This window comes from Motilimonas thetidivivens (assembly GCF_046452435.1).
Lineage (GTDB): Bacteria > Pseudomonadota > Gammaproteobacteria > Enterobacterales > CBDFNC01 > Motilimonas.
In genome coordinates this window covers 139,608-165,403 of the sequence record NZ_JBKFDK010000004.1, presented here as the reverse complement: position 1 = coordinate 165,403, position 25,796 = coordinate 139,608, and the positions used below count along the sequence as shown (strand labels likewise).

At 44.1% G+C, this 25,796-nt stretch carries 25 protein-coding genes and 5 tRNA genes; 23 read left to right on the top strand and 7 right to left on the bottom strand.

Going from position 1 to position 25,796, the window contains the following annotated elements:
- Nucleotides 1-63 precede the first annotated feature (63 nt).
- The 4 genes from ACK8OT_RS05040 to luxS all read left to right on the top strand — a co-directional run bounded on the left by ACK8OT_RS05040 (nucleotide 64) and on the right by luxS (nucleotide 3,907).
- A complete protein-coding gene (locus ACK8OT_RS05040) occupies nucleotides 64-504 on the top strand; it encodes a YqaA family protein (protein WP_410195417.1) in 441 nt (146 codons plus the stop codon).
- Nucleotides 505-754: 250 nt separating this feature from the next.
- Nucleotides 755-2,326 (top strand): glutamate--cysteine ligase, encoded by a 1,572-nt coding sequence (gshA, locus tag ACK8OT_RS05035; RefSeq protein ID WP_410195416.1) that lies wholly within the window; start codon nucleotides 755-757, stop codon nucleotides 2,324-2,326.
- 88 nt (nucleotides 2,327-2,414) lie between these two features.
- The gene (locus ACK8OT_RS05030) at nucleotides 2,415-3,038 is read left to right on the top strand and encodes a transglycosylase SLT domain-containing protein (protein ID WP_410195415.1); all 624 of its coding nucleotides are present in this window, start codon (nucleotides 2,415-2,417) and stop codon (nucleotides 3,036-3,038) included.
- Between the two features lie 359 nt (nucleotides 3,039-3,397).
- Nucleotides 3,398-3,907, top strand: a complete 510-nt coding sequence (luxS, locus tag ACK8OT_RS05025) for an S-ribosylhomocysteine lyase (RefSeq protein ID WP_410195414.1) — start codon at nucleotides 3,398-3,400, stop codon at nucleotides 3,905-3,907.
- Between the two features lie 225 nt (nucleotides 3,908-4,132).
- On the opposite strand, the gene ACK8OT_RS05020 is transcribed toward luxS, so the two are convergent.
- Both ACK8OT_RS05020 and ACK8OT_RS05015 read right to left on the bottom strand, forming a co-directional pair.
- Nucleotides 4,133-5,407 (bottom strand): HlyC/CorC family transporter, encoded by a 1,275-nt coding sequence (locus ACK8OT_RS05020; protein WP_410195413.1) that lies wholly within the window; start codon nucleotides 5,405-5,407, stop codon nucleotides 4,133-4,135.
- A 45-nt stretch (nucleotides 5,408-5,452) separates the two neighbouring features.
- Nucleotides 5,453-6,244 carry a cytochrome C assembly family protein gene (locus ACK8OT_RS05015; RefSeq protein WP_410195412.1) on the bottom strand — a complete coding sequence of 264 codons (792 nt, stop codon included), beginning with the start codon at nucleotides 6,242-6,244 and terminating at the stop codon, nucleotides 5,453-5,455.
- A 216-nt stretch (nucleotides 6,245-6,460) separates the two neighbouring features.
- On the opposite strand from ACK8OT_RS05015, the gene ffh reads away from it, so the two are divergent.
- From ffh to rplS, 5 genes are all read left to right on the top strand, one after another.
- Complete coding sequence (ffh, locus tag ACK8OT_RS05010; RefSeq protein WP_410195411.1) at nucleotides 6,461-7,837, top strand: signal recognition particle protein; 1,377 nt, start codon at nucleotides 6,461-6,463, stop codon at nucleotides 7,835-7,837.
- 215 nt (nucleotides 7,838-8,052) lie between these two features.
- Nucleotides 8,053-8,301: a 30S ribosomal protein S16 gene (gene rpsP, locus ACK8OT_RS05005; RefSeq protein WP_410195410.1), complete on the top strand. Its 249-nt coding sequence runs from the start codon at nucleotides 8,053-8,055 to the stop codon at nucleotides 8,299-8,301.
- Nucleotides 8,302-8,324: 23 nt separating this feature from the next.
- Nucleotides 8,325-8,852, top strand: coding sequence for a ribosome maturation factor RimM (rimM, locus tag ACK8OT_RS05000; RefSeq protein ID WP_410195409.1), 528 nt, complete (start codon nucleotides 8,325-8,327; stop codon nucleotides 8,850-8,852).
- Between the two features lie 21 nt (nucleotides 8,853-8,873).
- Entirely contained in the window at nucleotides 8,874-9,620 is a 747-nt protein-coding gene (gene trmD, locus ACK8OT_RS04995) for a tRNA (guanosine(37)-N1)-methyltransferase TrmD (protein WP_410195408.1), read from the top strand.
- Nucleotides 9,621-9,658: 38 nt separating this feature from the next.
- Nucleotides 9,659-10,012 (top strand): 50S ribosomal protein L19, encoded by a 354-nt coding sequence (rplS, locus tag ACK8OT_RS04990; protein ID WP_410195407.1) that lies wholly within the window; start codon nucleotides 9,659-9,661, stop codon nucleotides 10,010-10,012.
- 60 nt (nucleotides 10,013-10,072) lie between these two features.
- Here rplS and ACK8OT_RS04985 read toward each other — a convergent pair whose 3' ends face one another.
- Together ACK8OT_RS04985 and mutH are read right to left on the bottom strand one after the other, a co-directional pair.
- Complete coding sequence (locus tag ACK8OT_RS04985) at nucleotides 10,073-10,399, bottom strand: isoamylase early set domain-containing protein (RefSeq protein ID WP_410195406.1); 327 nt, start codon at nucleotides 10,397-10,399, stop codon at nucleotides 10,073-10,075.
- A gap of 88 nt (nucleotides 10,400-10,487) precedes the next feature.
- Nucleotides 10,488-11,153 (bottom strand): DNA mismatch repair endonuclease MutH, encoded by a 666-nt coding sequence (gene mutH, locus ACK8OT_RS04980; protein WP_410195405.1) that lies wholly within the window; start codon nucleotides 11,151-11,153, stop codon nucleotides 10,488-10,490.
- An 830-nt stretch (nucleotides 11,154-11,983) separates the two neighbouring features.
- Here mutH and rppH point away from each other — a divergent pair.
- The 3 genes from rppH to lgt all read left to right on the top strand — a co-directional run bounded on the left by rppH (nucleotide 11,984) and on the right by lgt (nucleotide 15,715).
- Nucleotides 11,984-12,538, top strand: a complete 555-nt coding sequence (rppH, locus tag ACK8OT_RS04975; RefSeq protein ID WP_410195404.1) for an RNA pyrophosphohydrolase — start codon at nucleotides 11,984-11,986, stop codon at nucleotides 12,536-12,538.
- A 19-nt stretch (nucleotides 12,539-12,557) separates the two neighbouring features.
- The gene (gene ptsP / locus ACK8OT_RS04970) at nucleotides 12,558-14,825 is read left to right on the top strand and encodes a phosphoenolpyruvate--protein phosphotransferase (protein WP_410195403.1); all 2,268 of its coding nucleotides are present in this window, start codon (nucleotides 12,558-12,560) and stop codon (nucleotides 14,823-14,825) included.
- A gap of 83 nt (nucleotides 14,826-14,908) precedes the next feature.
- Nucleotides 14,909-15,715: a prolipoprotein diacylglyceryl transferase gene (gene lgt / locus ACK8OT_RS04965; RefSeq protein WP_410195402.1), complete on the top strand. Its 807-nt coding sequence runs from the start codon at nucleotides 14,909-14,911 to the stop codon at nucleotides 15,713-15,715.
- Nucleotides 15,716-16,087: 372 nt separating this feature from the next.
- Here the strand turns inward: lgt and ACK8OT_RS04960 are convergent, their stop codons facing one another.
- Nucleotides 16,088-16,939 carry a thymidylate synthase gene (locus ACK8OT_RS04960; RefSeq protein ID WP_410195401.1) on the bottom strand — a complete coding sequence of 284 codons (852 nt, stop codon included), beginning with the start codon at nucleotides 16,937-16,939 and terminating at the stop codon, nucleotides 16,088-16,090.
- A gap of 558 nt (nucleotides 16,940-17,497) precedes the next feature.
- Between ACK8OT_RS04960 and ACK8OT_RS04955 the strand changes: the two genes are divergently transcribed.
- Together ACK8OT_RS04955 and ACK8OT_RS04950 are read left to right on the top strand one after the other, a co-directional pair.
- A complete protein-coding gene (locus ACK8OT_RS04955; RefSeq protein WP_410195400.1) occupies nucleotides 17,498-19,138 on the top strand; it encodes a methyl-accepting chemotaxis protein in 1,641 nt (546 codons plus the stop codon).
- Nucleotides 19,139-19,235: 97 nt separating this feature from the next.
- Nucleotides 19,236-19,736: a hypothetical protein gene (locus ACK8OT_RS04950; RefSeq protein ID WP_410195399.1), complete on the top strand. Its 501-nt coding sequence runs from the start codon at nucleotides 19,236-19,238 to the stop codon at nucleotides 19,734-19,736.
- 56 nt (nucleotides 19,737-19,792) lie between these two features.
- Here the strand turns inward: ACK8OT_RS04950 and trmB are convergent, their stop codons facing one another.
- Nucleotides 19,793-20,509 (bottom strand): tRNA (guanosine(46)-N7)-methyltransferase TrmB, encoded by a 717-nt coding sequence (gene trmB, locus ACK8OT_RS04945; protein WP_410195456.1) that lies wholly within the window; start codon nucleotides 20,507-20,509, stop codon nucleotides 19,793-19,795.
- Nucleotides 20,510-20,576: 67 nt separating this feature from the next.
- Here trmB and ACK8OT_RS04940 point away from each other — a divergent pair, with 67 nt between their 5' ends.
- The 9 genes from ACK8OT_RS04940 (at nucleotide 20,577) to ACK8OT_RS04900 (ending at nucleotide 23,847) form a co-directional block, all read left to right on the top strand.
- Nucleotides 20,577-20,705 carry a hypothetical protein gene (locus ACK8OT_RS04940; RefSeq protein WP_410195398.1) on the top strand — a complete coding sequence of 43 codons (129 nt, stop codon included), beginning with the start codon at nucleotides 20,577-20,579 and terminating at the stop codon, nucleotides 20,703-20,705.
- A gap of 45 nt (nucleotides 20,706-20,750) precedes the next feature.
- Complete coding sequence (gene mutY, locus ACK8OT_RS04935; RefSeq protein ID WP_410195397.1) at nucleotides 20,751-21,830, top strand: A/G-specific adenine glycosylase; 1,080 nt, start codon at nucleotides 20,751-20,753, stop codon at nucleotides 21,828-21,830.
- On the top strand, nucleotides 21,823-22,095 hold the full coding sequence (locus ACK8OT_RS04930; RefSeq protein ID WP_410195396.1) for an oxidative damage protection protein: 273 nt from the start codon (nucleotides 21,823-21,825) through the stop codon (nucleotides 22,093-22,095). Before mutY ends, ACK8OT_RS04930 begins: the two co-directional genes overlap by 8 nt.
- Nucleotides 22,096-22,102: 7 nt before the next feature.
- Nucleotides 22,103-23,242, top strand: coding sequence for a membrane-bound lytic murein transglycosylase MltC (gene mltC, locus ACK8OT_RS04925; RefSeq protein WP_410195395.1), 1,140 nt, complete (start codon nucleotides 22,103-22,105; stop codon nucleotides 23,240-23,242).
- A gap of 138 nt (nucleotides 23,243-23,380) precedes the next feature.
- Nucleotides 23,381-23,456: transfer RNA gene (locus ACK8OT_RS04920), tRNA-Phe, on the top strand.
- Between the two features lie 35 nt (nucleotides 23,457-23,491).
- A tRNA-Thr gene (locus ACK8OT_RS04915) sits at nucleotides 23,492-23,567 on the top strand.
- Nucleotides 23,568-23,575: 8 nt separating this feature from the next.
- A tRNA-Phe gene (locus tag ACK8OT_RS04910) sits at nucleotides 23,576-23,651 on the top strand.
- Between the two features lie 36 nt (nucleotides 23,652-23,687).
- Nucleotides 23,688-23,763 (top strand) — tRNA-Thr (locus tag ACK8OT_RS04905).
- A gap of 8 nt (nucleotides 23,764-23,771) precedes the next feature.
- Nucleotides 23,772-23,847: transfer RNA gene (locus ACK8OT_RS04900), tRNA-Phe, on the top strand.
- 151 nt (nucleotides 23,848-23,998) lie between these two features.
- Here the strand turns inward: ACK8OT_RS04900 and ACK8OT_RS04895 are convergent.
- Nucleotides 23,999-25,636 carry a methyl-accepting chemotaxis protein gene (locus tag ACK8OT_RS04895; RefSeq protein WP_410195394.1) on the bottom strand — a complete coding sequence of 546 codons (1,638 nt, stop codon included), beginning with the start codon at nucleotides 25,634-25,636 and terminating at the stop codon, nucleotides 23,999-24,001.
- Between the last annotated feature and the right edge of the window lie 160 nt (nucleotides 25,637-25,796).

Here is a 25,796-nt window from a genome sequence, read left to right as displayed (position 1 = left end):
GTGGACTTATATAATTTGCTTTGCTCCATTAACGACCGTATCCAGTAACGCGATGTCGAAGCGATGATCGAAAGTTTTTTTTATTATGGCACTTCTTTATGGGGATTGTTTGCGACTAGCTTGATTGCTGCAACCATATTGCCGGCAGGCTCAGAAGCCTTACTCAGTGTGATGGTGCTCGATCAACGTTATCCAATCTCGAATATTATCCTGGTCGCCACACTCGGGAATACCTTAGGTGGCTTAGTAACCTATGCCATGGGCTACTGGGCTAGACGCTACAGTAAAAATTTACAATCGCAACACAGCAAAGGGATCCTGCAAGTTCGAAACTATGGTGTATTTTGCCTATTATTTAGCTGGTTACCTATTATTGGTGATGCCTTATGTTTCGCTGCGGGCTGGTTGAAGCTTAATGTTTACTGGTCTAGTGCATTGTTATTAATAGGAAAGTTGATTCGTTATGTGGTGGTTGCATTAGTGGCTCAAGGGATCTTGGCATAACTGAATATTGGCTGTTGAATCAATTAGAAAAAAGGCTTGTAAAATGGTCTTATTGCCCCAATATGTTGGCTATAACTTGACGCCTTAGTGATATGAATGTGCATTTTTGCTTTGGCTGGCTCGTGCTCATCCCCTATTAATTAATAGGCGGTCATGTTAGGCACGGTGTGTCGCGATCTGACTCTTCTGTTTGTTTATGAGTGATAGCCATTTTTAAGGTTTACCACATAGCATAAACTAAGGTTTAAACTTGAATTCAAATTTTGACGAACAAATTGAACTATTAAAAGCAACGCCGGGCGTTCTTACTGGTATTAACCGTGGTGTTGAACGAGAGAGTCTTAGGGTTGAAAAGAATGGTCAGTTGGCTCAAACTGGGCATCCTAGCGCGCTGGGTAAAGCACTCACTCACCCCACTATCACCACAGATTTTGCTGAAAGTTTGCTGGAGTTTATTACACCGGTTTCGACCTCAACGTCAGTGTTGTTTGATCAACTGAGCGATATTCATCATTACACGGTAAAAAATCTAGAGCAGCAGCAATTATGGCCAATGAGTATGCCTTGTTATTGCGCTGATGAAGCAGACATTCAGCTAGCGCAATATGGCACTTCTAATACCGGAAAAATGAAAACTGTGTACCGTGAGGGCCTTAAAAATCGTTACGGTAGCATGATGCAGATAATCTCTGGGGTACATTATAACTTTTCTTTGCCTAACCAGTTTTGGCAAATTAAGTCTGCGCCCGAGTTGTCGGAGCAAGAGACCATCTCAGCAGGCTACATGGCCTTGGTACGAAACTTTTATCGTTTTGGCTGGGTCATTCCTTATCTATTTGGTGCTTCCCCTGCTTTGTGTAGCTCTTTTTTGCAAGGTAAAAGCAGCCAGTTAGATTTTCAAAAACTAGGCAAAGGTACGGTATATTTACCTTATGCCACGTCATTACGTTTAAGTGATCTAGGCTACACCAATAGCAGTCAAGCTGATTTATGTGTTAGCTATAACTCCTTGGATAAGTATCTAGCCTCGGTTGAGCAAGCCGTCAATAGTCACTCAGATACCTTTGCCCGCATTGGTATTAAGCAAGGTGGCGAGTATAAGCAACTCAATGCCAATACATTACAAATTGAAAATGAACTATATGCACCAATACGACCCAAGCGAGTGACATTGGCTGGTGAAAAGCCTCGTCATGCATTAGCGGCTAGAGGGATTGAATATATTGAGGTGCGCTCATTAGATGTAAATCCATTTTCACCTCTGGGTATCACGCCGTTGCAATCGCAGTTTTTAGATGTGTTCTTAACTTGGTGCGCATTAAAGCCTTCGGCCGAGTTTGATCCAAGTCGTTGTAATGAATATAAAGCTAACTTTACCAAGGTGGTTTTAGAAGGCCGTAAACCGGGATTAACGTTAGAAATTAGCCGTGAAGAAATGACTATTCCTGCTTGGGGTGAAAAACTGTTAGGGGAATGGCAGCAAGTGGCGGCCATACTGGATCGTGATAACCATACGCAAGATTTTAGCAAGGCACTTAACGCACTAGCGCCAAGCTTTGAGGATCCTGAGTTAACGCTTTCTGGACAGTTGCTTGAAAAGCTTAAAGCGAATGGCCTAGATAATGGTGATTTTGCGATGCAGTTGTCGCAACGCTATCAGCAAGTGTTGTTGGAGCAGGATTATCAATTCTGGTCAGAGCAGGATTTTATTGACTTCAAATTAGCTTCGGAAAAGCAGCAAGCTGAGATAGAGGCGGCCGATACATTGAGCTTTGATGAGTTTTTAACTCAGTACTTCTCGCCCAACTTGGTGCAAGCTTAAAAAAAAAACAGGAGCCATCCGGCTCCTGAAAACAATGAAAAAAACAATTCTTGCACTAGGTAAGGCAACTGAAAAGGAAAAGAGTTCAATGCAATTGCAGAAAAACATAAAATTTTTTTTGTTGTTGGCCTTAATCGCTATTATTTCCGGATGCAGTACTTCACCGCCAAGAAATCCTGAAAATTTATGTGAGATATTTCAAGAGAAGCGCAGCTGGTATACCGCAGCAAAAGACATGGAAGAAAAGTGGGGCACGCCTATTCATGTGCCTATGGCTATGATGTACCAAGAGAGCAGCTTTAAACACGATGCCGCGCCGCCGATGGAGTATTTTTTGTTTATTCCTATTGGTCGAGCCAGTAGTGCATATGGCTATAGCCAAGCGAAAACCCTGACTTGGCAAGATTACACCCGAGAAACGGGTAATAGCTGGGCGAGTCGTGATGATTTTGCTGACGCCATTGACTTCATGGGGTGGTTTACCACCAAAACGCATAAAGTCAACGGCATTTCGAAATGGGACGCATACGGTCAATACCTTAATTACCATGAAGGTTGGGGTGGTTACCGTAAGGGCAGTTATAAGAAAAAAGCTTGGCTAGTCAAGGTCGCTAAAAAGGTGGATAGTCGCTCTAAGCGCTATGCATCACAACTTAAGCAGTGCCAAGATGATTTGGACTCAGGTTGGTTTTGGCGCACCTTTTTTGGTTAGGCCACAATGAATATACCCAAGTAACCTCAAAATGCTTGTTCAGCGAGAATTTGTAGGCTGTTAGGCGCGACGCTGATTTGAGACATAGTTATTCTACGTTGAAAATCAGCAACAAAGCATAACAGCCTACAAAACTCGCCCTTTGGGAGTCGCTCATTATGCTCATTTTTTCGTTAAAAAGCCTCGAAAGGGAATGCCATTCCTTCAGCTTTTTGCCTCAAACTGAACATAATGAGCGGCTCTGAATCCAGCATTTTGAGGTGTCTTGGGTATAAATTACTGTACCCTATTTAGGGCTACAGGCAGAGAACACTTTTCCTGCTCAGATGATGCAGGCTAAGATTTTACAGGAGAGAGCAATGCCATTATTAGACAGTTTTACCGTAGACCATACCAAGATGAATGCCCCAGCGGTGCGGGTTGCAAAAACCATGACTACGCCGGGTAAAGATACGATCACGGTATTTGATCTCCGTTTTTGTGTGCCCAATGAAGAGCTGCTTTCAGAAAAAGGCATTCACACTTTAGAGCATTTATTTGCTGGATTTATTCGCAAGCACTTAAATAGCGATACCGTTGAAATCATCGATGTTTCACCTATGGGGTGTCGCACGGGCTTTTATATGAGCCTAATCGGTCAGCCATCAGAGCAAACGGTAGCCAATAGTTGGTTAGCTGCGATGCAAGACGTATTGACGGTACAAAGCCAAGATGAAATTCCTGAGCTTAATGAATATCAGTGTGGTACTTATGTGATGCACTCGTTGGATGAAGCCAAAGCTATCGCTAAGAACGTAATTGAGCGTGGCATAGGTGTTAACCAAAATGAGGCCTTAGCGTTACCAAAAGATTTACTCGATAAGCTGTAACTAACCTGAGCCTTGGATAAGCTATATCGTATGAATAATCCGCAAAAACGCGGTGAATATGTCCCTATACGCTCTGCGTTTTCATCCCTGAAAACGAAGTTTTGCTACTTATTCATACGATATTTAGTGGCTGGCTCCATTAACCAGAATTGAGGTTAACTAATTAGTTATGAATAAAAAACGGGCTCATCGATAGCCCGTTTTTTGTATCTAGAATGGAAGCGTTTAATCTTTTTTCTGATAGAGATCGGGAATAATGCGCACAATTTTAACCATATTATTTTCCACTTCTACCACCTCAATCGGGTAACCGAACAGGCGTACACTGATATTGGGGGCGGGAATTTCCTCTAAATATTCTAAGATCAAGCCGTTTAAGGTTTTAGGGCCATCGGTTGGGAAGTGCCAACTCATTTCCTTATTGAGATCTCGAATACTGATACTGCCTTCGACTAAGAAACTGCCATCTTCTTGTTGATGAATTTCTTCAGAGACTTCAGGCGCCATACTCGTAGTGAAGTCGCCGACTATCTCCTCAAGCAAATCTTCCAACGTTACTAAGCCTTGGATGTCACCATATTCATCAATGACTAAGCCGATACGCTCTTTACGACGTTGAAACTTCAATAGTTGGGTGTTGAGCGGTGTGCCCTCTGGAATAAAGTAGAGCTCTTTTACGCTGCGTAGCAAGGTGGTTTTATCCAGCTGCTCTTTTAATAGAATTCGCAAGGTATCACGGGCATGAATAAAGCCTACAGCGTCATCAATATTATCGCGATAGAGTAATACTCGGGTATGAGGAGATTGGGTTAATTGACGTAAAATCACTTCCCACTCATCATTAATGTCGATCCCGGCAATTTCGTTACGCGGGGTCATGATGTCTTCAACGGCCACTTGCTCAAGGTCTAAGATGCTAAGTAACATCTCTTGGTGGCGTTTAGGGATCATACCGCCAGCTTCATGCACTATGGTGCGAAGCTCCTCGGGTGATAAATGCTCATCTGCCGAATTTTGACTGTTAATACGCAGTAATTTAAGTAAGCCATTAGAAAGAAAATTCACAAACCAAACTAAGGGCGTAAACAATTTTTGTAACGGCCGTAGCAGCAGCGAGCTAGGAAATGCTATGCGCTCTGGATATAAGGCGGCCAATGTTTTTGGGGTAACTTCGGCAAAAATAAGCAGGGCTAAGGTTAAGCCGCCGGTCGCAATCGCAATCCCAGCGTCTCCGAATAGACGCTGGCCGATGATGGTCGCAATGGCCGAAGCCAAGATGTTTACTAAGTTATTACCAATTAATATCAAGCCAATTAACTTGTCTGGGCGCTGTAACAGCTTTTCTACGCGGATCGCCGCTTTATGGTTTTGTTTGGCTAAATGACGCAGTCGGTAACGGTTGATGGCCATCATGCCGGTTTCGGAACTAGAGAAGTAAGCTGACATGCAGATAAGAATACCTAAAATGGCAAACAATACTTCGGTAGATATGGTATCCAAGGTGGATCCTCTTTTGGTTTATATGAATAAGTTGAAGATTAAGGTTTAAGTTAGAATAATTTCTTTGACAAAGCGACTGCCGAAATAGGCTAAGGTCAACACAAAGGCTCCGATCACGGTGGCGTAAATCACAGGTCTACCACGCCAGCCCTTAATATAGTGGCCCCATAGTAGTGTGACATACAAAAACCAAGCAATGATAGATAAGATAGCCTTATGAGCCTTGCCTTGGGCAAACATGTCATTAAGGAAGATAAAACCGCTGGCTAAAGATAAGCTAAGTAAAATCGTGCCGATAAAGATCAGTTGAAATAACTGTTTTTCAATCGTCATCAGAGGTGGTAGTGCAGGATGAAATAAAGGCTTACGTTTTTGTTTCAATTGGTAATCAAGAAACCCCAACAGGGTTGCAAACAGGCCAGCAATCATCAGGGTTGAATATGCCAATAATGCAATACTAATGTGAACCACAATTTCGGGATGGGTTTCTAAATGGGTAATGTAGTGGGTTGGTAGTAGGGTTGCGCCAGCGAGATTAACCATAGCAAAACCGTATGCTACGGGCAAAATAACCCAAACTCGTATTTTAAAGGCAGCCAGTGATAGCACTAACGCTATGATCAGGCTCACTAATGCGGCTACGTTCATAAGGGATAAGTTTTGTCCCGAGGCAATAAAGATATCACGATATAGCCAAGTGCTATGACATAACACGGCAAGTAGTGCGCAGCCTAACACTAAGGCTTTTTTCGGCCCTTGATGATGTAATAAGCGGCTTAAGCAGGCAATAGTTGCGACTGCATAAAGAGTTAAAGCCAAAATCGACATCAGTTCCATTACTTATCATTACCCTTAAGTTGAGGCAGCTAGTATAACCTGCACTAACAGGGCAGCCAAGAAAACAACCCATATTCCGCCTTGCTCTGGTCAATTTGTGGGGAATTTTGTGACCATAAAACAAGCTAAGATAGCACTTAGCTTGGATCTAGAGTGTTGCATTGTGTGACTTATGGGTATAATCACCTCAATTCGAGTAAGCTTGCTGAGAAAACCATGTTTGAAAATCTGACCGATAGATTGTCGCGAACGCTGAAAAACATCAGTGGTCGTGGCCGATTAACTGAAGACAATATTAAAGATACCTTACGTGAAGTAAGAATGGCTTTACTTGAGGCTGACGTTGCTTTACCTGTAGTGCGCGAGTTTGTGGCTAAGGTTAAAGAAAGAGCCGTTGGTCAGGAAGTCACAAAAAGCCTAAGCCCAGGCCAAGTATTCATTAAAATAGTTCAAAGTGAACTAGAAGCGGCTATGGGTGAAGCCAACGAAAAACTGGATTTGGCGGCGCAGCCACCGGCTATTTTATTAATGGCGGGCTTACAGGGTGCAGGTAAAACCACTTCGGTTGGTAAGTTAGCTAAGTTCTTAAAAGAGCGTGAGAAAAAATCTGTTCTTGTGGTCAGTGCCGATGTTTATCGTCCCGCGGCAATTAAACAGTTAGAAACCTTAGCTAATGAAGTTCAGGTTGAATTCTTCCCTAGTGATATTTCGCAAAAACCGATTGATATTGCCAATGCGGCAATAGACCATGCCCGTAAGAAGTTCATTGATGTTGTGATCGTGGATACTGCAGGTCGTTTGCATGTAGACGAAGATATGATGACAGAGATCATCGACTTGCATCAGGCCATCAAGCCTATCGAGACCCTATTTGTGGTCGATGCCATGACAGGTCAAGATGCTGCAAACACAGCCAAGGCATTTAATGAATCATTACCACTGACAGGGGTGATATTAACCAAGGCTGACGGTGATGCTCGCGGTGGTGCGGCGCTTTCGATTCGCCAAATTACCGGTAAACCGATTAAGTTTATGGGTATGGGTGAAAAAACCGATGCCCTTGAGCCTTTCTATCCAGATCGTATCGCATCACGTATTTTGGGCATGGGCGATGTACTTTCTTTAATCGAAGAAATTGAACAAAAAGTCGATAAAGACAAAGCCGCTAAATTGGCCAAGAAGGTACAAAAGGGCAAAGGTTTTGATTTAGAAGACTTTCGCGAACAGCTCGTGCAAATGAAAAGCATGGGCGGCATGATGAGCATGATGGATAAGTTACCGGGTATGGGTCAGCTGCCTGACTCGGTAAAAGATCAGGTTAATGATAAACTCACCATTCAAATGGAAGCCATCATTAACTCCATGACGCCGGGTGAGCGTGCGCGTCCTGAAATCATTAAAGGCTCACGCAAACGCCGTATTGCAGCGGGCTCAGGAACGAGCATCCAAGAAGTAAACAAGCTACTTAAGCAGTTTACCCAAATGCAAAAAATGATGAAGAAAATGAGTGGTAAAGGTGGCATGCGTAAAATGATGGGGCGCATGCAAAGTATGATGCCGCCAGGCATGATGAAAGGCAAAGGTCCTTTCTAGTTCGCTACTTAAACGAACACACTAACACCACAAAGCAGGGAACTTGGTTCCCTGCTTTTGTTTTTGCGCCATGGGATTAATGGCTAAAGCCCCTTAAAGGTGCAGGAATAAGTTGCTTTTGACGAGAATAAGAGTACAATTTTGCGGCTTTCTACAAAGTGGGGAGTCTGGAGTTCTTTCAGGCTCAGAAGTTTTTAACAAATTATGAGGACGATATGGTTACCATTCGTTTAGCTCGTGGCGGCGCGAAAAAGCGTCCATTTTATCAGGTTGTAGTAGCTGACAGCCGCAACGTTTCAACTGGTCGTTACATCGAGAAAGTAGGTTTCTTTAACCCTACAGCTCGTGGTAACGAAGAAGCAGTTCGCCTAAACAGCGAGCGTATTGAGCACTGGGTTGCTCAAGGTGCTTCTCTTAGCGCACGTGTTGCTAAGCTAGTTAAAGACAGCAAAAAAGCTGCTTAATCAACTAGGTATAGGGGCATTTAGTGAGTGAACAAGCAGACCAGATTGTTGTTGGGAAGTTTGGTGCCGTGTACGGTATTAAAGGCTGGCTAAAAATCCATTCCTATACTGACGATCCTGAAGGTATTTTTGATTACAAACCTTGGCTTATTGATTACCAAGGGCGGCAACGTGAGGTGCTAGTCACCGAATATCGTCGTCACAACAAAACTTGGATAGCAAAAGTAGAAGGGTTTGACATCAGAGAAGACGCTCAAGCCTTAGTGGGTCTAGAGATACAGGTAAGTGATGATCAACTGCCTGAACTTGATGACCAAGTGTATTGGCGTGATTTGATGGGATGTCAGGTAAAAACGACGCAAGGTTACGACCTTGGTGTGGTTGCTGACATGATGGAAACCGGATCCAACGACGTGTTGGTGGTTAAATCTAACCCAACAGATGCCTTTGGCAAAAAAGAACGGTTAATTCCGTATCTTGAAGAACAGGTAATTATCCAAGTGGATATTGCCAACAAATTTATTGAAGTTGACTGGGATCCAGGATTCTAAGTTACTCCGAGGAGTCATTCTATGTGGTTAGGGGTCATTAGCCTCTTCCCGGATATGTTTCGGGCGATCACAGAACACGGAGTAACAGGTAGGGCTGTAAAACAGCAACTGCTTGAATTCCACTGCTGGAATCCAAGGGACTACGCTACCGATAAACATAAGACTGTTGATGACAGACCTTATGGTGGCGGCCCTGGTATGCTAATGATGGTTGAGCCTTTGCGCCAAGCCATTCATGATGCTAAAGCAGCGGCAAAGACAGCAGGTAAAGAGGCGAAGGTAATTTATCTTTCTCCTCAAGGACGAAAACTTGACCAACATGGCGTTCAAGAATTGGCACAAAATCAAGCTTTGATTTTAGTGGCAGGACGTTATGAAGGGATAGATGAGCGCATAATTCAAACCGACATCGACGAAGAATGGTCGATCGGGGATTATGTGCTAACGGGTGGAGAGTTGCCCGCGATGACGTTAATAGATGCGGTGGTACGTTTTGTACCGGGTGTCTTAGGTCGCGCAGCCTCAGCCGAACAGGACTCGTTTGCCGATGGCCTGTTGGACTGCCCTCATTATACTCGTCCTGAAGTGCTGGGTGATTTAGCGGTGCCACCAGTATTACTGAGTGGTAATCACGAAAAGATCCGCCAATGGCGATTAAAGCAATCGCTAGGCCGTACCTGGGAACGACGACCAGAACTTATTAACAACCTAGCTCTGACTGACGAACAAGCACGCTTGTTAGCTGAATATCTTAGTGACTCTGAGTAACAGCAACCGTATCAGTTTACCTAGGCAGAGGTTTAAAAATGAGCAACATTATTAAACAGCTCGAAGACGAGCAGTTAAAACAAGACATTCCTGCTTTCGCTCCAGGCGATACAGTAGTAGTTCAAGTTAAAGTTAAAGAAGGTGACAAAGTTCGTCTTCAAGCTTTTGAAGGTTTCGTACTAGCTAAGCGTAACCGTGGTTTACACTCATCTTTCACTGTTCGTAAGATTTCTAGCGGTGAAGGCGTTGAGCGTGTATTCCAAACTCATAGCCCAATTGTAGATAGCATTACAGTTAAACGCCGTGGTGATGTACGTCAAGCTAAGCTTTACTACATGCGCGGTCGTACTGGTAAAGCGGCTCGTATTAAAGAGAAGCTTGGTAAAAAGTAAGACAGAAAAGGCTCGCACTGCGAGCCTTTTTTCTTGCTGTAAAATGGACTCATATTCAGTCTAACAAGGCTGTACATTTAATAATGAATTTTCGGTGCCAAATTCATTGCTGCGATAACCATCCGCTTGCACTTCATTTTCAAACACTTCATTACCGTCTACACCGATGAACTTATATTTGAATTCAAACTCAGGCTGAACATCTGTGGGTAGGTCTAATGTCGTTTTGAACTTACCATTTTTGAATTTTTCTAATTCGATAGGTGACCAATCATTGAACTCACCGATTAGAAAGATTTTTTCGGCGTTTGCTGCGGTTTCTTTTTCTAATTCAAATGTCACCTTAACTTGCGGCTTTGACTTCAGAAAACGTTTCTTTAATGGCATATGTACCTCCTCTGGCGCATCAATCATTAATAATAAAAATAACAATATCCTATCATAGTGATTATTGGAATGATCAGTGAAGTAATTATTAAACTAAAAAATAACTTTCTAAAATTTGTCGGGTAAATTCTTTCTTCAAATAAAAACCACGTGGACGGGTTTGGATGCGTTGGCCATCGGGCCCTATCGCATCGGTGAGCGCTTTACCATTTGCAGCCTTAGGCCTTAATTGCAGCACTTGACCATGACGGGCGGTGACATGCTCAATATCGCCTAGGGCAATGCGCTCCATTAGCTCTTCCCAGTCTTGTTGTAACAAAGCTTCTTCGGCAGGACTTGGCTGCCATAACAAGGGCGAGCCGACACGTCTTAAACCGACCGGGATATCGCGACTTCCCTCCACAGGTAGCCATAGCACACAGCTAAGCTTGTTTCTGACGTTACTGTTTTGCCAGCTTAAACCAGCAATATCAAGTAACGGAGCAACACAAACAAAGGTTGTTTCTAATGGCTTGCCCTGCTCATTAATGGGGATTGTTTTAAGCTCTATGCCAAGATGTGGAAAATCTTGCTCTGGTTTTGAACCTGCCTCGGCACCAAGGTGATATTCAATTAATTGTCCAACCCAGCCTTTGTCACGACGTAGATCGTTAGGCACTGGCCAATTTGCCGCTTGGGCTAGTTCTGCTAATGATAAGCCAGCGATGGCATAAGCCCGAGACATAAGCTGTTCAACTGAAGTTGGTGGTGTCATTATCTTGGTCGTTAGAGCATAAATTATGGCTACACTTTACTATCATTTTAAAACTATGAAAGCCCCTCCGTGATCCAGACGGAGCCGGAAATGAGAGGGGAGAGGTGGATTGGTTAAATAGTGAGCAAAAAAGATAGTGCCAAAAATAATCTGTTAAAATATTTTAAGTTGTTGTTTTATGGTTGTTTTTTGTGTTTTTTAAAGCTTGACTTCTCGTCGATAAAGGATTTTTTCTTATTTTTAGTGGAAAAACCAATAGCCGTTCACAACTTTATCCACAGAAAATTTGGATAACTTGTTTTGATGTCCTTTTAACGGGTAAATTAACCCTTGTTTTTTGCCCAGAAATGGGATCTATAAGCCAAGTAGGCGCAAAAATGGGCGTTTTGGTTATGTGTTTTGTGTATAACTTTGGTGTTGTTTAAAAAGTGAGCGGCGGGTTTTATTCACAAATAGGCAGGTTTTTACATGCCTGTTTTAATATACAGTTATCTACCGTTGCATTATTTTTATTGCTTTTTCTTGTTGATTTTTATTGTTTTATTTTTTGGTTTAAATGGGGTTTACGTTAGGCTTTAGATAACGACACTAAGTGTTGAACCTTGAATACCATTATTTACACAGAGTTATTCACAGAAAAAGTGTAGAAAATAGAATAAACTGATTAGGCATAATAAAATTGATGTGAATAACTTGGGTTGTTGCTTGAAGTTATCCATAAAATGTGAGCGATTGCCCGTTTGCAGGTGCATTATGAGTAACGTGATTGCTGCAATTGCGGTAATGTGAAAGAATCACATGATGATAGATTAAGCCCGATAGGTGCATAAGTGATTGATGCCGATGGTTATCGTCCAAATGTAGGCATCATTATCTGTAACTCAAACGGTCAGGTAATGTGGGCAAAGCGTTATGGACAGCATTCTTGGCAATTTCCGCAAGGCGGAGTCAATGAAGGTGAAAGCGCGGAGCAAGCTATGTTTCGTGAGCTCTATGAAGAAGTAGGGCTGCAAAAACATGAAGTTAAGATCTTAGCAGTCAGTCGTTCTTGGCTAAAATATAAATTGCCAAAGCGATTAGTCAGATGGGACTCTAAGCCAGTTTGCATAGGACAAAAGCAAAAGTGGTTTTTACTCTCATTACAAACTAAAGAATCTAAGGTCAATTTAAGTGCCAGTGGTCATCCTGAGTTTGATGACTGGCGATGGGTGAGTTATTGGTATCCCGTTAGGCAGGTTGTGTCTTTTAAACGTGATGTATATCGTCGTGTCATGAAAGAATTTTGTCCTGCGGCACTTCCCTTTCAGCGCCCTGAAGGAGAGGTGAAGAAACGTAAAGAGAAACGTAAACGATTCAATAAGAAACAGCGCCGAACAGTGAAATAGAGCCGTCAAAGGGGAGTCTGTGTTAACGCAACTGAGAGAAATCGTAGAAAAGGTAAACGAAGCTGATTCCTTGGAAGCGGCGATGTCTGTTCTTGTTGTGCAAATCAGAGATGTGATGCAAGTTGACTGCTGCTCGGTTTATCTGGTGCATGATGCGCTGAGCTATTTTACCTTAGCTGCAACGGACGGTTTAGCGCAAACTGCGGTTGGCAATATTCATATTGGATTTAATGAAGGGGTGGTGGGGTTAGTGGGTCAAAAAGAAGAGCCTATCAACCTTGCCGATGCCCAAATACACCCTCGCTTTAAATATTTACCTGACGTTCAAGAAGACGATTATCGCGCTTTTCTAGGTGCGCCAATTATTCATCAGCGTAAAGTGCTTGGTGTGCTGGTGGTACAGCAACGTTGTGCCCGTGAATTTGATAAAAACGAAGAGTCGTTTTTGGTTACCTTGGCGACTCAGTTAGCCAATGTTATTGCTCATTCGCAGTCGAAAGGCTTTTTGGCCGCACCTAATCGCAACAAGAAAAACATTCGCTCGATTAAAGGCATCGCCGGTAGCTCGGGCATCGCCATCGCCAAGGCGCAAGTGATCACTCCTCAAGTGACACTGGAAATGATCCAAGATGAAAAAACCGACGATATCGAAGCCGAACTAGGCAGATTTAACTCGGCCTTGGCAAAAAGTATCGATGAAATAAAAGCCTTAGCGATCCGACTCAAGGGGCAACTGCCTGCCGAGGCGTTGGCCATCTTTGATGTTTATCAGCATATGTTGGCAGAGGTTAGTTTATCGGGTGAAATTAAAACCCGTATCAAGCAAGGCCATAAAGCAACTTCGGCCGTGAAACACGTCGCCGAAGGCTACATAGTGCAGTTCGGGGCAATGTCTGATCCCTATCTCAAAGAGCGAGCAACCGATACCAAAGATGTTTGTCAGCGTTTGATCAATCACCTTATCGGCCTTGAGCCTCCTAAACTCATGGCCGATGAAATGATCTTGGTAGCTGAAGAAGTCACTGCGACCATGTTAGCCAATGTGCCCAAGGAAAAGCTTAAAGGTATTGTTTCAGTTAAAGGCTCTGCCAATTCTCATGCTGCTATTTTAGCAAGAGCGCTAGGCATACCGGCCTTGATGGGGATGGCGTTACCGATTGAAAAATTGAGTCATAGTTTATTGATCCTTGATGGTTACAGCGGCGAATTATATGTGTCTCCTGAACAGGCCGTATTGCTTGAGTACCAAGGTTTATTGGCGGAAGAAAAGCAATTAGACAGCATCATGCGTGATTGCCTTGAAGCGCCTGCGGTCACCAAAGATGGCGTCAAGATTGAAATGCTGCTGAATGCGGGCTTGAGTGCCGATACTGAAATCGCCATCAATGAATTTGCCGATGGCGTTGGCTTGTATCGCACCGAAGTACCGTTTATGTTGACCGAAAGCTTTCCCACCGAGCTGGAGCAGAGCGAACGTTATCGCGGTATTTTGCAAACTTATGCGGCCAAGCCCGTGACCATGCGCACCTTAGACGTGGGCGGCGATAAGCAGTTACCCTATTTTCCTATTGTCGAAGAAAATCCGTTCCTAGGTTGGCGTGGTATTCGTCTGACTTTAGATCATCCTGAAATCTTTCTGGTGCAAATTAAGGCTATGTTGCGTGCCAGTATCGGCCTGAATAATCTGCAAATTATGCTGCCGATGATCAGTGGTATCACCGAAGTAGACGATGCGATTCGATTAATCAATCAGGCTTGGAGTGAGATTAACGAACAAGCGCAGGCGCAAGGTAAGCATCTGCGTAAACCTAAGTTAGGGGTGATGCTCGAAGTCCCTTCAGCCTTGTATATTCTACCTCAGCTTGCTAAGCGGGTGGATTTTTGGTCGGTGGGCAGTAACGATTTAACTCAGTACTTACTCGCAGTTGACCGTAATAATCCGCAAGTCGCAGATATTTTTGATAGCTTCCACCCGGCAGTACTGCAAGCCCTGCAGCATATTATTACTCAGGCTAAGCAGCACCATGTTTCGGTAAGTTTATGTGGTGAGTTAGCGGGCGATCCGCTGGGTGCGGTGATTCTGATGGCGATGGGTTACACCAAATTAAGTATGAATACTTACAATATTGCACGGATAAAATTCGTCATCCGCCATGTTGCCATTGCTGAGCTCCAAGCCATGTTAACCCAAGCTTATGCCTTGGATTCAGGTAAGGCGGTACGCCAACTATTTGCCCAATATTTAGAACAAAAAGGCCTAGGCGGTTTAGTTCGCGCCGGAAAGTAGTTAACCTCATTCAGCTATGCCCTTGTTATTGAGTTAGTTTGATAGCAAAATGGCTACTTTATTTTTGCAAGGTTGACACATTCATGTCTGAAACGTTCTGGTCTTTTCCCCAAATCGACCCTGTCATATTTAGTGTAGGCCCGCTAGCGGTTCGCTGGTATGGGGTGATGTATCTAATTGGCTTCGCATTTGCGATGTGGATGGCCAATCGTCGGGCCATGAAACCTGGCTCAGGTTGGACCAAAGAGGAAGTCAGCGATGTGCTTTTTTATGGCTTCCTCGGTGTCATCATTGGCGGACGTATGGGCTATGTGCTGTTTTATCAAACCAGTCAATTCTTAGATAATCCGCTCTATTTATTAAAGATATGGGAAGGCGGTATGTCGTTCCACGGTGGCCTATTAGGTGTGATAGTAGCCATGTTGTGGTTTGCTAAGAAAACCCATCGACGCTTTTTTGCGGTCGCTGACTTTATTGCACCGTTAATTCCCGTCGGTCTAGGGGCGGGGCGCTTTGGTAATTTTATTAATGGTGAGTTATGGGGCCGCGTCACCGATGGACCTTGGGGAATGATATTTCCAGGGGCAGGGCCTTACCCGCGTCATCCTTCCCAGCTTTATGAGTTTGCGCTTGAAGGCGTAGTGTTGTTTATCATGTTGTATTTGTATTCCAATAAGCCACGTCCATTAGGCGCTATTTCTGGTTTGTTCTTACTCGGCTACGGTACTTTTAGATTTATTATCGAATTTGCGCGTGAGCCAGATGCGCATTTAGGCTTACTGACCTTAGGTTTGAGTATGGGGCAGTTGTTATCCTTGCCTATGATGATAGCCGGTTTGATCTTTATGGTCTGGGCTTACAAGCAACCCGCTCAGTCGGCAAAAGCTTAACCTGCGCTTTGAATAAGCCATATTGTATGAATAATCCGCAAAAACGCAGTTTTGCTACTTATTCATGCTGTATCTATTTGCAACACACTTGACCCAGGGTAAACGCATGAATATTTTGAGCGTTTAGTTGTGCTTTCTTAGACGAATATCTGCCGCAGGGGTGCGGCAGTTAAGCCATCAAGGATGATTTCAGGGCGTTTCGTATAACAAAATTCCACTTTGTTCCCTTGGTTGATTGTATTTTGTTCACTCATGCGCTCGCCCTGACCCTTGATCCAAGCTGAAGTTAGTTAAGAAAAAGGGAGCAACACTTGCTCCCTTTTTTATCAGCCCGAAACCACTTCACTTAGCTGGTGGTTATCGTTACAGGGGTTATACCGAGAAGGGATACTTAATCGCTTCGTGATGTTGATAATCCACCACCTCAAAATCATCCAAGGTAACCCAAGTTTCTAGGTCTTCTAGCGTCTTAATTTTTGGGTTGATGATCAGTTTAGGCGCCGGATATGGCTCACGTTTAAGTTGCACATCGCGCATCAATTCAAGCTGGTCTTCGTAAATATGGGCATTAACTATCTTATGGTAGGCTTGACCTGCCTTCTTACCAGTAATTTGAGCCATGATGGCCAAAAAGAAATACACTTGCACCATATTGAAGTTTAAGCCCAGCGGCACGTCACAAGAGCGTTGCGTGCTGTTTAAAAACAAGGTGTCACCCAACAGCGAAAAGTGATGGCTGTACATGCAAGGGCGCAGGCAGCCCATATGGAATACACCGGGGTGGTAAAAAGTATAAATTTCTCCTCGGTTATCTATCCCCTGGCTTAAGTCATCGACAATTTGGCGCAGTAAATCGACACTGCCACCATCGGGTTTTGGGAAGTTTCGTCCCACTTTGCCATAGATAAAACCACAATCATCTGTGCCTTTACGATAAGGATTGGCTAACCAATCGGGATTGTCATTGGCATTGGCATCCCATGTCTTGGTACCGATAGCACGAAAATCAGCCGCATTATCATATCCGCGAATGTAACCGAGTAATTCGGCAATAGCTGACTTCCAGAAGCTTTTTCGAGTGGTGACCAGAGGAAACTCACCTTTGGCGACATCATAGGTTAAATCTGCGTTGATCACGGTTAAACAACGTTTGCCGGTACGTTTATTATCAACCCAAACGCCCTCATCAACGATACGTTGGCATAAATCTAGATATTGTCTCATTGCATTATTCTGTCAGCTAAAGTGGTCTGGTATTTTAGCAGCTGCCTCATTGCATGTAACCTTTCTAACGCACAAGGCGAAGACATGGGAGGCGAAATATAATTAATCGCGCAAACAAGTGACATTTTCGTATAGATTGCATGGATAAGAAAATGTGACTTGTTTGAAGCTGATGCTCGCCTATTGTAGGTACAAGCTTGCGCTAAGGCGCTCGCGCTACTTAACAACCCAGATTTTATGTTACCGGTTTCAATATATTTTTCAGATATGATTAATTATTTTTATATCAATAATGTTGTTGATTTTATTGTTAATATTGGCAGTTTGCATAGAGGAAACCGGCTTGAGGCGAGAATATACTTGGTGCTTTTAGCTAGACTGCCTAAGCTAATGATAGCGGCTATCCCTTAAGGAATAGTCGATATTAGCGAAATAGAATTGTCAGCTTGGCGGAAAAGCGAGAATGGTTTGCAGTATGCGATTCATGTGAGGTGTGTTGTACTGGGTTGCTGTCCAATTTAATCGAATTCCACCGGATCTAATGAGGAGTAACAGGCTATGTTAAATATTGCCTCCCAAATTTTCGGCCGATTTAAATTATCTACCCTTATGATGCTGATGTCTCTTATTGTGGTGATTGCCATGTTAATGAGCACATTGTCATCCACTTCCAGTGTTAAAGAGGGGGTTATCAATATTGAACATCAAACGCTGCAGCATCACGTCACTTCTTTGGGCAAAATGTTGCACCAAGAATCACAAGATATTGCGATGTTGCAACGTCAGCTTTATGCCGCTCGTTGGCGAGATGACAACTCAGGTTATGCATTTTTACTCGATGGTAAAGATGGATCTTATGTGGTGTATCCACCAGATCCGAGCAAGGAAGGGCAGCCTCTTAAGCAAATAAAATTAGATGAAGGGGGCACATTAGCCCAAGCTATTGTGCGCACCAGCCAAACGGGTATTCCTATGATGGTACATTACCCTCACACTAAGCCCGGTGATGATGAACAAATTAGTAAGGCAACCTATTTATATCCACTGGAACAAGGGGGGCCGGTATTAGGCGCTGGGATTTACCTAGATAGTTCACAAAGCATTCTCGCTTCTATTTATCAGAAAATCTTTGTGCCATTTATCTGCGTTACCCTGTTTGTGATTGTAATGGTGTTCATTGTCACTAAGCATTTAAACATGCGGGTTAATTACCTTATTGCTGCAATGCAAAAATTATCTCAAGGTGATTTACGTGAGCAGGTTGATTTAAAAGGCCGAGACGAAATGTCCTTTTTAGCCAAGGCGCTAAACTTGAGTCAGCAAAAGCTGAGTGAAATCTTACAACAGCAGACCCAAAATGGCGCCAATGTGGCCACCACAGCGGTACAAATGGACACTAACTTGGGCCACACTAATCAGTTGATTCAAAGTCAGCTTAATAAGCTAGATCAACTTGCCAGTGCGATGGAAGAAATGGTTTGTAGCATCAGTGAAGTGGCTGAAAATGCCATGCAAGCCTCCACTGACTCCCATTCCATTGATGATAAATCGCACCAAGGGGAGTCGAGTTTAGCCCACTCAATTGCTGCTATAAATGATGTCTGCGACAAATTGAAACAATGCTCTTTGGCCGTGCAAGATGTTTCGAACGGTGTGATAGCAATCCATTCAGTGGTAGACACCATTAACAGTATTTCTGAACAAACTAATTTATTGGCCTTGAATGCCGCCATTGAGTCAGCACGCGCCGGTGAGCATGGGCGTGGTTTTGCTGTAGTTGCCGATGAAGTACGTCAACTGGCATTTCGTACCCAAGGTGCGACCGGTGAAATTGCTGAAATGATTGATAGGTTGAAACAGCAGGCGCAAGACGCTGTCTCTTTGGTGGATTTAAGCGTTAATACTGCGCAGCGAGGCTTAACGGAAGCCAATAAGGTGGGCGATGAATTTAAAGCGATTACCGAGGAAATTGGTAGGCTCAATGATCGCAACACCTTAATTGCAGCGGCCGCAGAGGAGCAAGCAACGGTGGCGCAAACCATGAGTAAAAATGTTAATGACTTGCATCTTGAGTTGGGTCAAACCAACTCAGAGTTGACCGAATTGGCCGCGGGTAGCACATCCCTTAAACACCAAGCGGAAGAGCTCGATCAACAATTAGCTCAATTTCAATGTCGGCAATTAAGTCCAGTCGCTTAGTTATGATGCTGAGTTGATCTCGGTTGATGTTTTTATCATAGAGGCTAGCGCTGAATTCTTTCAGCTGCTAGCCTCTGTTTTTTTGAGTGAGTGGTATATGGCATTGTTGCGTGGGTGTTTACGATTTTTTAGAGGTGTCATTGTATTTTTCGCCTTGTTCTACCTTTCCTTTGTTATCGCTCCTTATCTTTTGGGTGTGAAAAGTGTTCCGACCGAGCAGCAACCAGATATTTCTTTCCCTGTGTTATACCAAACAGCTACGGGCTATAACGTGTTGTTTCATTTTCCTGATGGAGAGACTGGACAAGTTGTTACCAGCATTAGCTTAAAAGGACAGCTGGCAAATAATGAGCATTTTGCGCTCGAGCAAGAGGAGGATGGTCTATTGCACTTAACTTATTACGCTGATGATTACACTTATTGGTCTGGTTATTATGTTAATAACGATGAGATCATTGCCAAATATTATCGCTTCGTTGGTGCATTTATAGTCATACCAGTCTTTGGCATTTTAGGTGTGCTTTATTTGTTTGGCAAAATGGCTTGGCAATGGCGACGTAGAGTTAATCGAGCCAAAAATGGCTTATCGGTCGCTTGAATACTTAGCTGGACCCTAAGGTCCAGCCTAAGCAATTTAGCTGCAAGTAATGAGGGCTAAAGTTCAACGCGCTTGAAGATCAAATCCCAAACGCCGTGACCTAAACGATGGCCGCGACTTTCAAACTTAGTCAGCGGGCGCCAATCTGGACGGGGCACGTAGTCTTGGGTTGGGGAGGTATTTTCAAACCCAGGAGCTTCGGTTAACTCAGCCAGCATGTGCTCGGCATAGTTTTCCCAGTCGGTAGCCATATGGATAATACCGCCATCGCGCATTTTTTGATGGATACAGGCTAAAAATTCCGGCTGTACAATGCGGCGTTTATGATGACGGGCTTTATGCCAAGGGTCAGGGAAATAAAGCTGAAAGGTCGACATGGCGCCGTCTGGGATCATATCGGCCAATACTTCCACTGCATCGTGCTCAAATACGCGCAGGTTAGTGATGCCGGCTTCAGCAGCATCTGCTAAACATGCGCCAACTCCAGGACCGTGAACTTCAATGCCGATGTAATCGTATTCAGGGTTGTTTTTAGCCATTTCAACTAAAGATTTCCCCATGCCGAAACCCACTTCGATAACAAGTGGCGCTTGGCGGCCAAATACGGCTTCTAGGTCTAATAATTTCTTTTCATAGGTTAAGCCCATGGTTGGAAAGTATTGTTCCTTAGCGTTGCTTTGGCGCTGCGTCATACGGCCTTCACGCTTAACAAAACTGCGAATTTTTCGCATTGATTTGGGTTGTGCTTCGGAATTGTTCGCGTCGTCGCTCATGGCAAATACCTTTTGATCATTTTGTTTCGCACTCAGTGTTAAACGAAACGCTGGTGGAATAGGTTTAATGGCACGCATTATCCAAACTTCTTCAGGTTTAGCAAGGTTGTTGCAAGTGTGTTTCTCTGGTGTCGAACATCTGTGTTGTTTATGCTTAGCGCTTAATGCTCAGTCTGCTGGCTTGATCAGCGATTGACGCTGTTACAAGTACCCTAAAAAATAATTAAAAAGAGAAGTCGTTTTGGACAATGTCGCGTTTGCTAATCGTATTCTAGCTTGGTATGACCAATATGGTCGTAAAACCTTGCCTTGGCAGTTAGCTAAAACCCCCTATTCGGTTTGGGTGTCGGAAATTATGTTGCAACAAACCCAAGTTGCGACCGTTATCCCTTATTTTAATCAATTTATGCAGTCGTTTCCGGATGTGGTGGCGTTGGCCAACGCTAATCAAGATGAGGTGTTGCATCATTGGAGTGGGTTAGGTTATTACGCCCGGGCACGTAACTTACATAAAGCGGCGCAGATGATCCGTGATAATTATAACGGTCAGTTCCCGCAAGATTTTGAACAGGTGTTGGCATTACCAGGGATTGGACGCTCCACCGCAGGTGCAGTGCTCTCTTTATCACTTGGCCAATATCACCCTATTTTAGATGGCAATGTTAAACGTGTACTGGCAAGGCATCAGGCTGTTGTTGGTTGGCCTGGCCAAAAAGCGGTTGAGCAACAATTATGGCAACTCAGTGAACGCTGTACGCCCCGTGAAGGCGTGACTCAGTTTAATCAGGCCATGATGGACATGGGAGCAACCATCTGCACCCGCAGTAAGCCGAAGTGCGAGATATGCCCAATTGCCAGTGACTGTCAGGCGCTCGCGGAAAATCAGCCAACGGCTTACCCCCATTCGAAACCTAAGAAAACTCAGCCGATCAAACGTGCGCGTTTAATTATGGTGCGCGATGGGCACAAAATTTGGCTAGAAAAACGGCCTCCAGCGGGTATCTGGGGTGGGTTATGGTGTTTTCCACAAGCTGAGGATGATACCGAGCAAGCGGCAATTCTTGCGCGTCTTGGCGTCGAGCAATGTCAAATTCAGTTACTCGATGAGTTTCGCCATACCTTTAGTCATTATCATTTTGACATTACCCCGGTGCTGGTGGATGTTTCGTTATGGAATCCGCGTCAGGTAATGGAAGCCAATGACGCTCTCTGGTATAACTTAGCTCAACCCCAAACGATAGGCTTAGCTGCGGCAACGCAAAAGTTGCTCGATAGTTCAGCCTTACAATTTTGTGCAAAAATAGAGGATAACCATGGCTAGAACCGTAATGTGTGCCCGTCTTAAGCAAGAGCTTCCTGGCCTAGATTTTCAATTGATCCCGGGAGAATTAGGTAAGCGTGTGTTTGATAATATCTCTAAGCAAGCATGGACCGAATGGCAAAAGAAACAAACCATGTTGATTAACGAGAAAAAATTAAACTTGATGAATGCCGAGGATAGAAAGTTTCTTGAAGTTGAAATGGTGAATTATTTATTTGAAGGCCAAGAGGTAGATATCGAAGGCTATACTCCTCCCTCTGCTTAGTTTTATCATGGATCGCCGTTATTTAATCTTGCCAACGCTGCTGCTGGCAGCGTGTGCAAGTAATGAGCCGCCCACACCTGTGGTAGATGAGGTTGATCAATTCTTAGCCCAGCGGCAAGACTATTACCGCCAGACACCCGGTGAAACAACCAAAGATGTTGAAGGCTTTGAAAGCTTAATCAATCATTTTGCTGATCGTGTTTATTTGATGTGGGGGCAAAACGACAGTGTGTTTGCTAGCAGTAAACACTATGTAAAATATACCGATAACTACCAAAGCCGTGCTCAGATTGATTTTGACAATGGTGTGATCACCATAGAAACCTTAGCCAAAGACAATCCCGAACAGCATCTGCATCAAGCTATCGTTGCTACCTTACTCACCCCCAATGATCCCACTGCCGTTGATATTTTCTCTGCCCAAGAAATCGACCCGAGTGCCGGTGAGCCCTTTTTATTGGGGCAAGTAGTGGATCAAGAGGGGCAAGAGATTAAATGGGGCTGGCGTGCGCAACGTTTTGCAGATCACCTATTGGCAACGCAACTGGTCAGAGAGTATCGCCAAGTGGGTGAGGTGTGGTCGGTCAGCTTTGATTTGGTGAAAAACCATCAAACCTTACGTGAGTACAAATATGCGCATCTGGTGAAAAAATACAGCAAAAAATACGATATCGATGAAAGCCTAATTTACGCGGTGATGAAAACCGAAAGTAGCTTTAACCCTTATGCGGTTTCTCATGCCAATGCTTATGGCTTGATGCAAGTGGTACCAGCCACAGCGGGGCGCGATGTATTTGAAAAGGTAAAACAACGCAGTGGTGAGCCGTCACGACAATTTTTGTTTGATCCTGAAAACAACATAGATATCGGCACGGCCTATTTGCATATTTTAAAAACACGCTACCTGAAAGACATTCAAGATCCACAATCTTTACGTTATGCCATTATTTCGGCCTATAACGGTGGTGCGGGTAATGTATTGAAAACATTTCACAGTGATCGCAAACAAGCGCCAAACGTAATAAATAAACGTTCCAGTCAACAGGTGTACCAAATGCTGACTCAGCAACATCCATCGGCCGAGTCACGGCGATATTTATACAAGGTAAATAAAGCCCAGCAAATGTTTTATCAAAATCGAGGCTGAGTTTATCTCCTTCGGTGGCGGAACTGCTGCTTTTTAGCGCGAACTGGTGAAAGCTTGTGCAAACAGTTCGTTTGAACAGGAAATTTTAAAAAAAACAGTTGACGGTTGGAACCAAAATCTATTTAATAGCGCTCCGTTGCCCAGATAGCTCAGTCGGTAGAGCAGGGGATTGAAAATCCCCGTGTCCGTGGTTCAATTCCGCGTCTGGGCACCATTTTTAAAACTTAAGGTGTTGCACGTTAAGTACGTGCCGACTTAGCTCAGTAGGTAGAGCAACTGACTTGTAATCAGTAGGTCACCAGTTCGATTCCGGTAGTCGGCACCATTTATTTAGCCCAGATAGCTCAGTCGGTAGAGCAGGGGATTGAAAATCCCCGTGTCCGTGGTTCAATTCCGCGTCTGGGCACCATATTAAACTCAATGTTTATGACATTAAGTTTAACGTGCCGACTTAGCTCAGTAGGTAGAGCAACTGACTTGTAATCAGTAGGTCACCAGTTCGATTCCGGTAGTCGGCACCATTTATTTAGCCCAGATAGCTCAGTCGGTAGAGCAGGGGATTGAAAATCCCCGTGTCCGTGGTTCAATTCCGCGTCTGGGCACCATACTAAAGGCCTCGCAATAGCGAGGCCTTTTTTTATGCCTGAAGTTTAGACTCTGATTTTTTTCCACTCTTTTTTTGTGACTCAAGCTGGGCAATTATTGCGGGCAATAAAAAAAGCGCCGTAGCGCTTTTTTGACGGTAGTTAGCTTTGGCTATACCTTAAATTGTGCGACCAGCTGATCTAGGCTCTCACACTGTTGGGCGAGAGATTCACAAGCGTTTTCGGCACTCGCGACCATCTCAACCACCTGATGACTGTTGTCTGCGATACGTTGCACGTTGCTGCTGACCTCTTCACTGACGTGATTCTGCTCTTTAGCCGCGGTGGCGATTTGAATGTTGATGTCGTTAATCATAGCGATGGCATTAACAATAGTGTCTAGGGATGCACCGGCTTCACTTGCTTGAGTCGCTGTTTGTTGGCCGCTTTCTTGGCTAGACGTCATTACGCTAACAGCTTGTTTCGCGCCGTTTTGTAGCTTCTCAATCATATTTTGGATTTCACCCGTGCTGGCTTGGGTTTTACTGGCCAGCGATCTCACCTCATCGGCAACAACGGCAAAGCCTCGGCCTTGTTCACCGGCTCTGGCTGCTTCTATGGCTGCGTTTAATGCAAGCAGGTTAGTTTGGTCAGCAATACCACGGATCACGTCTAGAATGGAGGCTATGTTGCCTACATCGTGCTCTAAGGTATTAATGACTTGTGCCGCTTGCTGTAGCTCATTAGAAAGAGACTGAATAGAAACGACCGTGGTTGAAATGATGCGCTTCGCGCTAGTCGCTTCATTATCGGCATCTTGGCTGGCGTGTGCGGCATCTTCGGCGTTTTGGCTCACTGTTTCACTGGTGGCGCTTAACTCATGCACCGCAGTGGCCACGGCATCGCTTTCAAATTGTTGATTGCTAGCACCTTGAGCCACACCTTGGGTGATAGATTGGATATTGGTCATTTCCGCGCGTACCGCATTGGATGAAATGATCACTTCGGTAATGGTTTGCTGAATTTTTTCCACGAAGGTATTAAATGATTCCGCTAGTTGGCCAATTTCATCTTGGGTTTCAACCGGTACGCGAGCAGTGAGGTCGCCCTCTCCTGAAGCAATATTTTTCATCGCACTGGTTAAACGTAGCACCGGGGCAATTAAGATTTTGCCAAGAAACCAAGTAAGCACGATGGCCGCAATTAAAGCACTTATCCCGCCCGCTTCCATCACCATTTTAGCGCTACTGATGGCGTCTAGTTTTTCTTGTTCTGTTTTTTCTACTTGCTCAAGTAAAGCATCTTGAACTTGTTTTAAAGAAGCGCGCATCTTGTCAAACGCTTGCTCTAATTCAACGCCCTGTTGTTCAAATAAAGCAGGCGCTTGTTCTGGGGTGGCTATGTAGGGTTTGGTCATCGCCAGCCATGTATCGAAGTTTTTCGCTAATTCATCAAGATGGCTCTGCTGGGCGCGATCCAGAAAGCCCATGTCGATCAAGCGTTGTGAAGACAATAGGCGTTTGCGCGCTTTGGGTGCGTTGTCGTTATACTCAAATACTTGTTTCTCTATTAGCGTCTTGTTGCCATTGGCTATCACTAAACCCTGCAAGGCTGCAGTGGCTTGATAGACATCGCGATAGCCATCATCGAGATCCATCAATACGGGTTGAACATCTTGAGTATATTGATTATTAAACTCGACTTGTTGATTGAAGGCCATCAGGGTGTAGGTGAATATGATGGCGAATATCACGGTGACCAAGGCAACTGGAATGGCCAGTTTTACCCTAAAATTTAGATTGTTTAACACTATGCACCTCACTTGATGATGTTATGCCTAGGTACGGCAGAAAAAAGATAGAAAAACTTAACAACAAGATAAATAGTTGAGTTTCTAAAACTTATCGGAATGATAGCGCTATTCTTTAAGGAATTATTTTGCTTTCAGCTAAAAGCTCTAGCTCTATCAC

Coding starts and splice junctions, on each gene's coding strand:
- rplS (WP_410195407.1), top strand. CDS start 9,659: ATGAGCAACATTATTAAACAGCTCGAAGACGAGCAGTTAAAACAAGAC.
- ACK8OT_RS04985 (WP_410195406.1), bottom strand. CDS start 10,399: ATGCCATTAAAGAAACGTTTTCTGAAGTCAAAGCCGCAAGTTAAGGTG.
- mltC (WP_410195395.1), top strand. CDS start 22,103: ATGGATCGCCGTTATTTAATCTTGCCAACGCTGCTGCTGGCAGCGTGT.
- ACK8OT_RS05015 (WP_410195412.1), bottom strand. CDS start 6,244: ATGGAACTGATGTCGATTTTGGCTTTAACTCTTTATGCAGTCGCAACT.
- rpsP (WP_410195410.1), top strand. CDS start 8,053: ATGGTTACCATTCGTTTAGCTCGTGGCGGCGCGAAAAAGCGTCCATTT.
- ACK8OT_RS04930 (WP_410195396.1), top strand. CDS start 21,823: ATGGCTAGAACCGTAATGTGTGCCCGTCTTAAGCAAGAGCTTCCTGGC.
- mutH (WP_410195405.1), bottom strand. CDS start 11,153: ATGACACCACCAACTTCAGTTGAACAGCTTATGTCTCGGGCTTATGCC.
- ACK8OT_RS05040 (WP_410195417.1), top strand. CDS start 64: ATGATCGAAAGTTTTTTTTATTATGGCACTTCTTTATGGGGATTGTTT.
- ACK8OT_RS04960 (WP_410195401.1), bottom strand. CDS start 16,939: ATGAGACAATATCTAGATTTATGCCAACGTATCGTTGATGAGGGCGTT.
- lgt (WP_410195402.1), top strand. CDS start 14,909: ATGTCTGAAACGTTCTGGTCTTTTCCCCAAATCGACCCTGTCATATTT.
- ffh (WP_410195411.1), top strand. CDS start 6,461: ATGTTTGAAAATCTGACCGATAGATTGTCGCGAACGCTGAAAAACATC.
- luxS (WP_410195414.1), top strand. CDS start 3,398: ATGCCATTATTAGACAGTTTTACCGTAGACCATACCAAGATGAATGCC.
- trmB (WP_410195456.1), bottom strand. CDS start 20,509: ATGAGCGACGACGCGAACAATTCCGAAGCACAACCCAAATCAATGCGA.
- ACK8OT_RS04940 (WP_410195398.1), top strand. CDS start 20,577: ATGGCACGCATTATCCAAACTTCTTCAGGTTTAGCAAGGTTGTTGCAA.
- ACK8OT_RS05030 (WP_410195415.1), top strand. CDS start 2,415: ATGCAATTGCAGAAAAACATAAAATTTTTTTTGTTGTTGGCCTTAATC.
- trmD (WP_410195408.1), top strand. CDS start 8,874: ATGTGGTTAGGGGTCATTAGCCTCTTCCCGGATATGTTTCGGGCGATC.
- ACK8OT_RS04955 (WP_410195400.1), top strand. CDS start 17,498: ATGTTAAATATTGCCTCCCAAATTTTCGGCCGATTTAAATTATCTACC.
- ACK8OT_RS04950 (WP_410195399.1), top strand. CDS start 19,236: ATGGCATTGTTGCGTGGGTGTTTACGATTTTTTAGAGGTGTCATTGTA.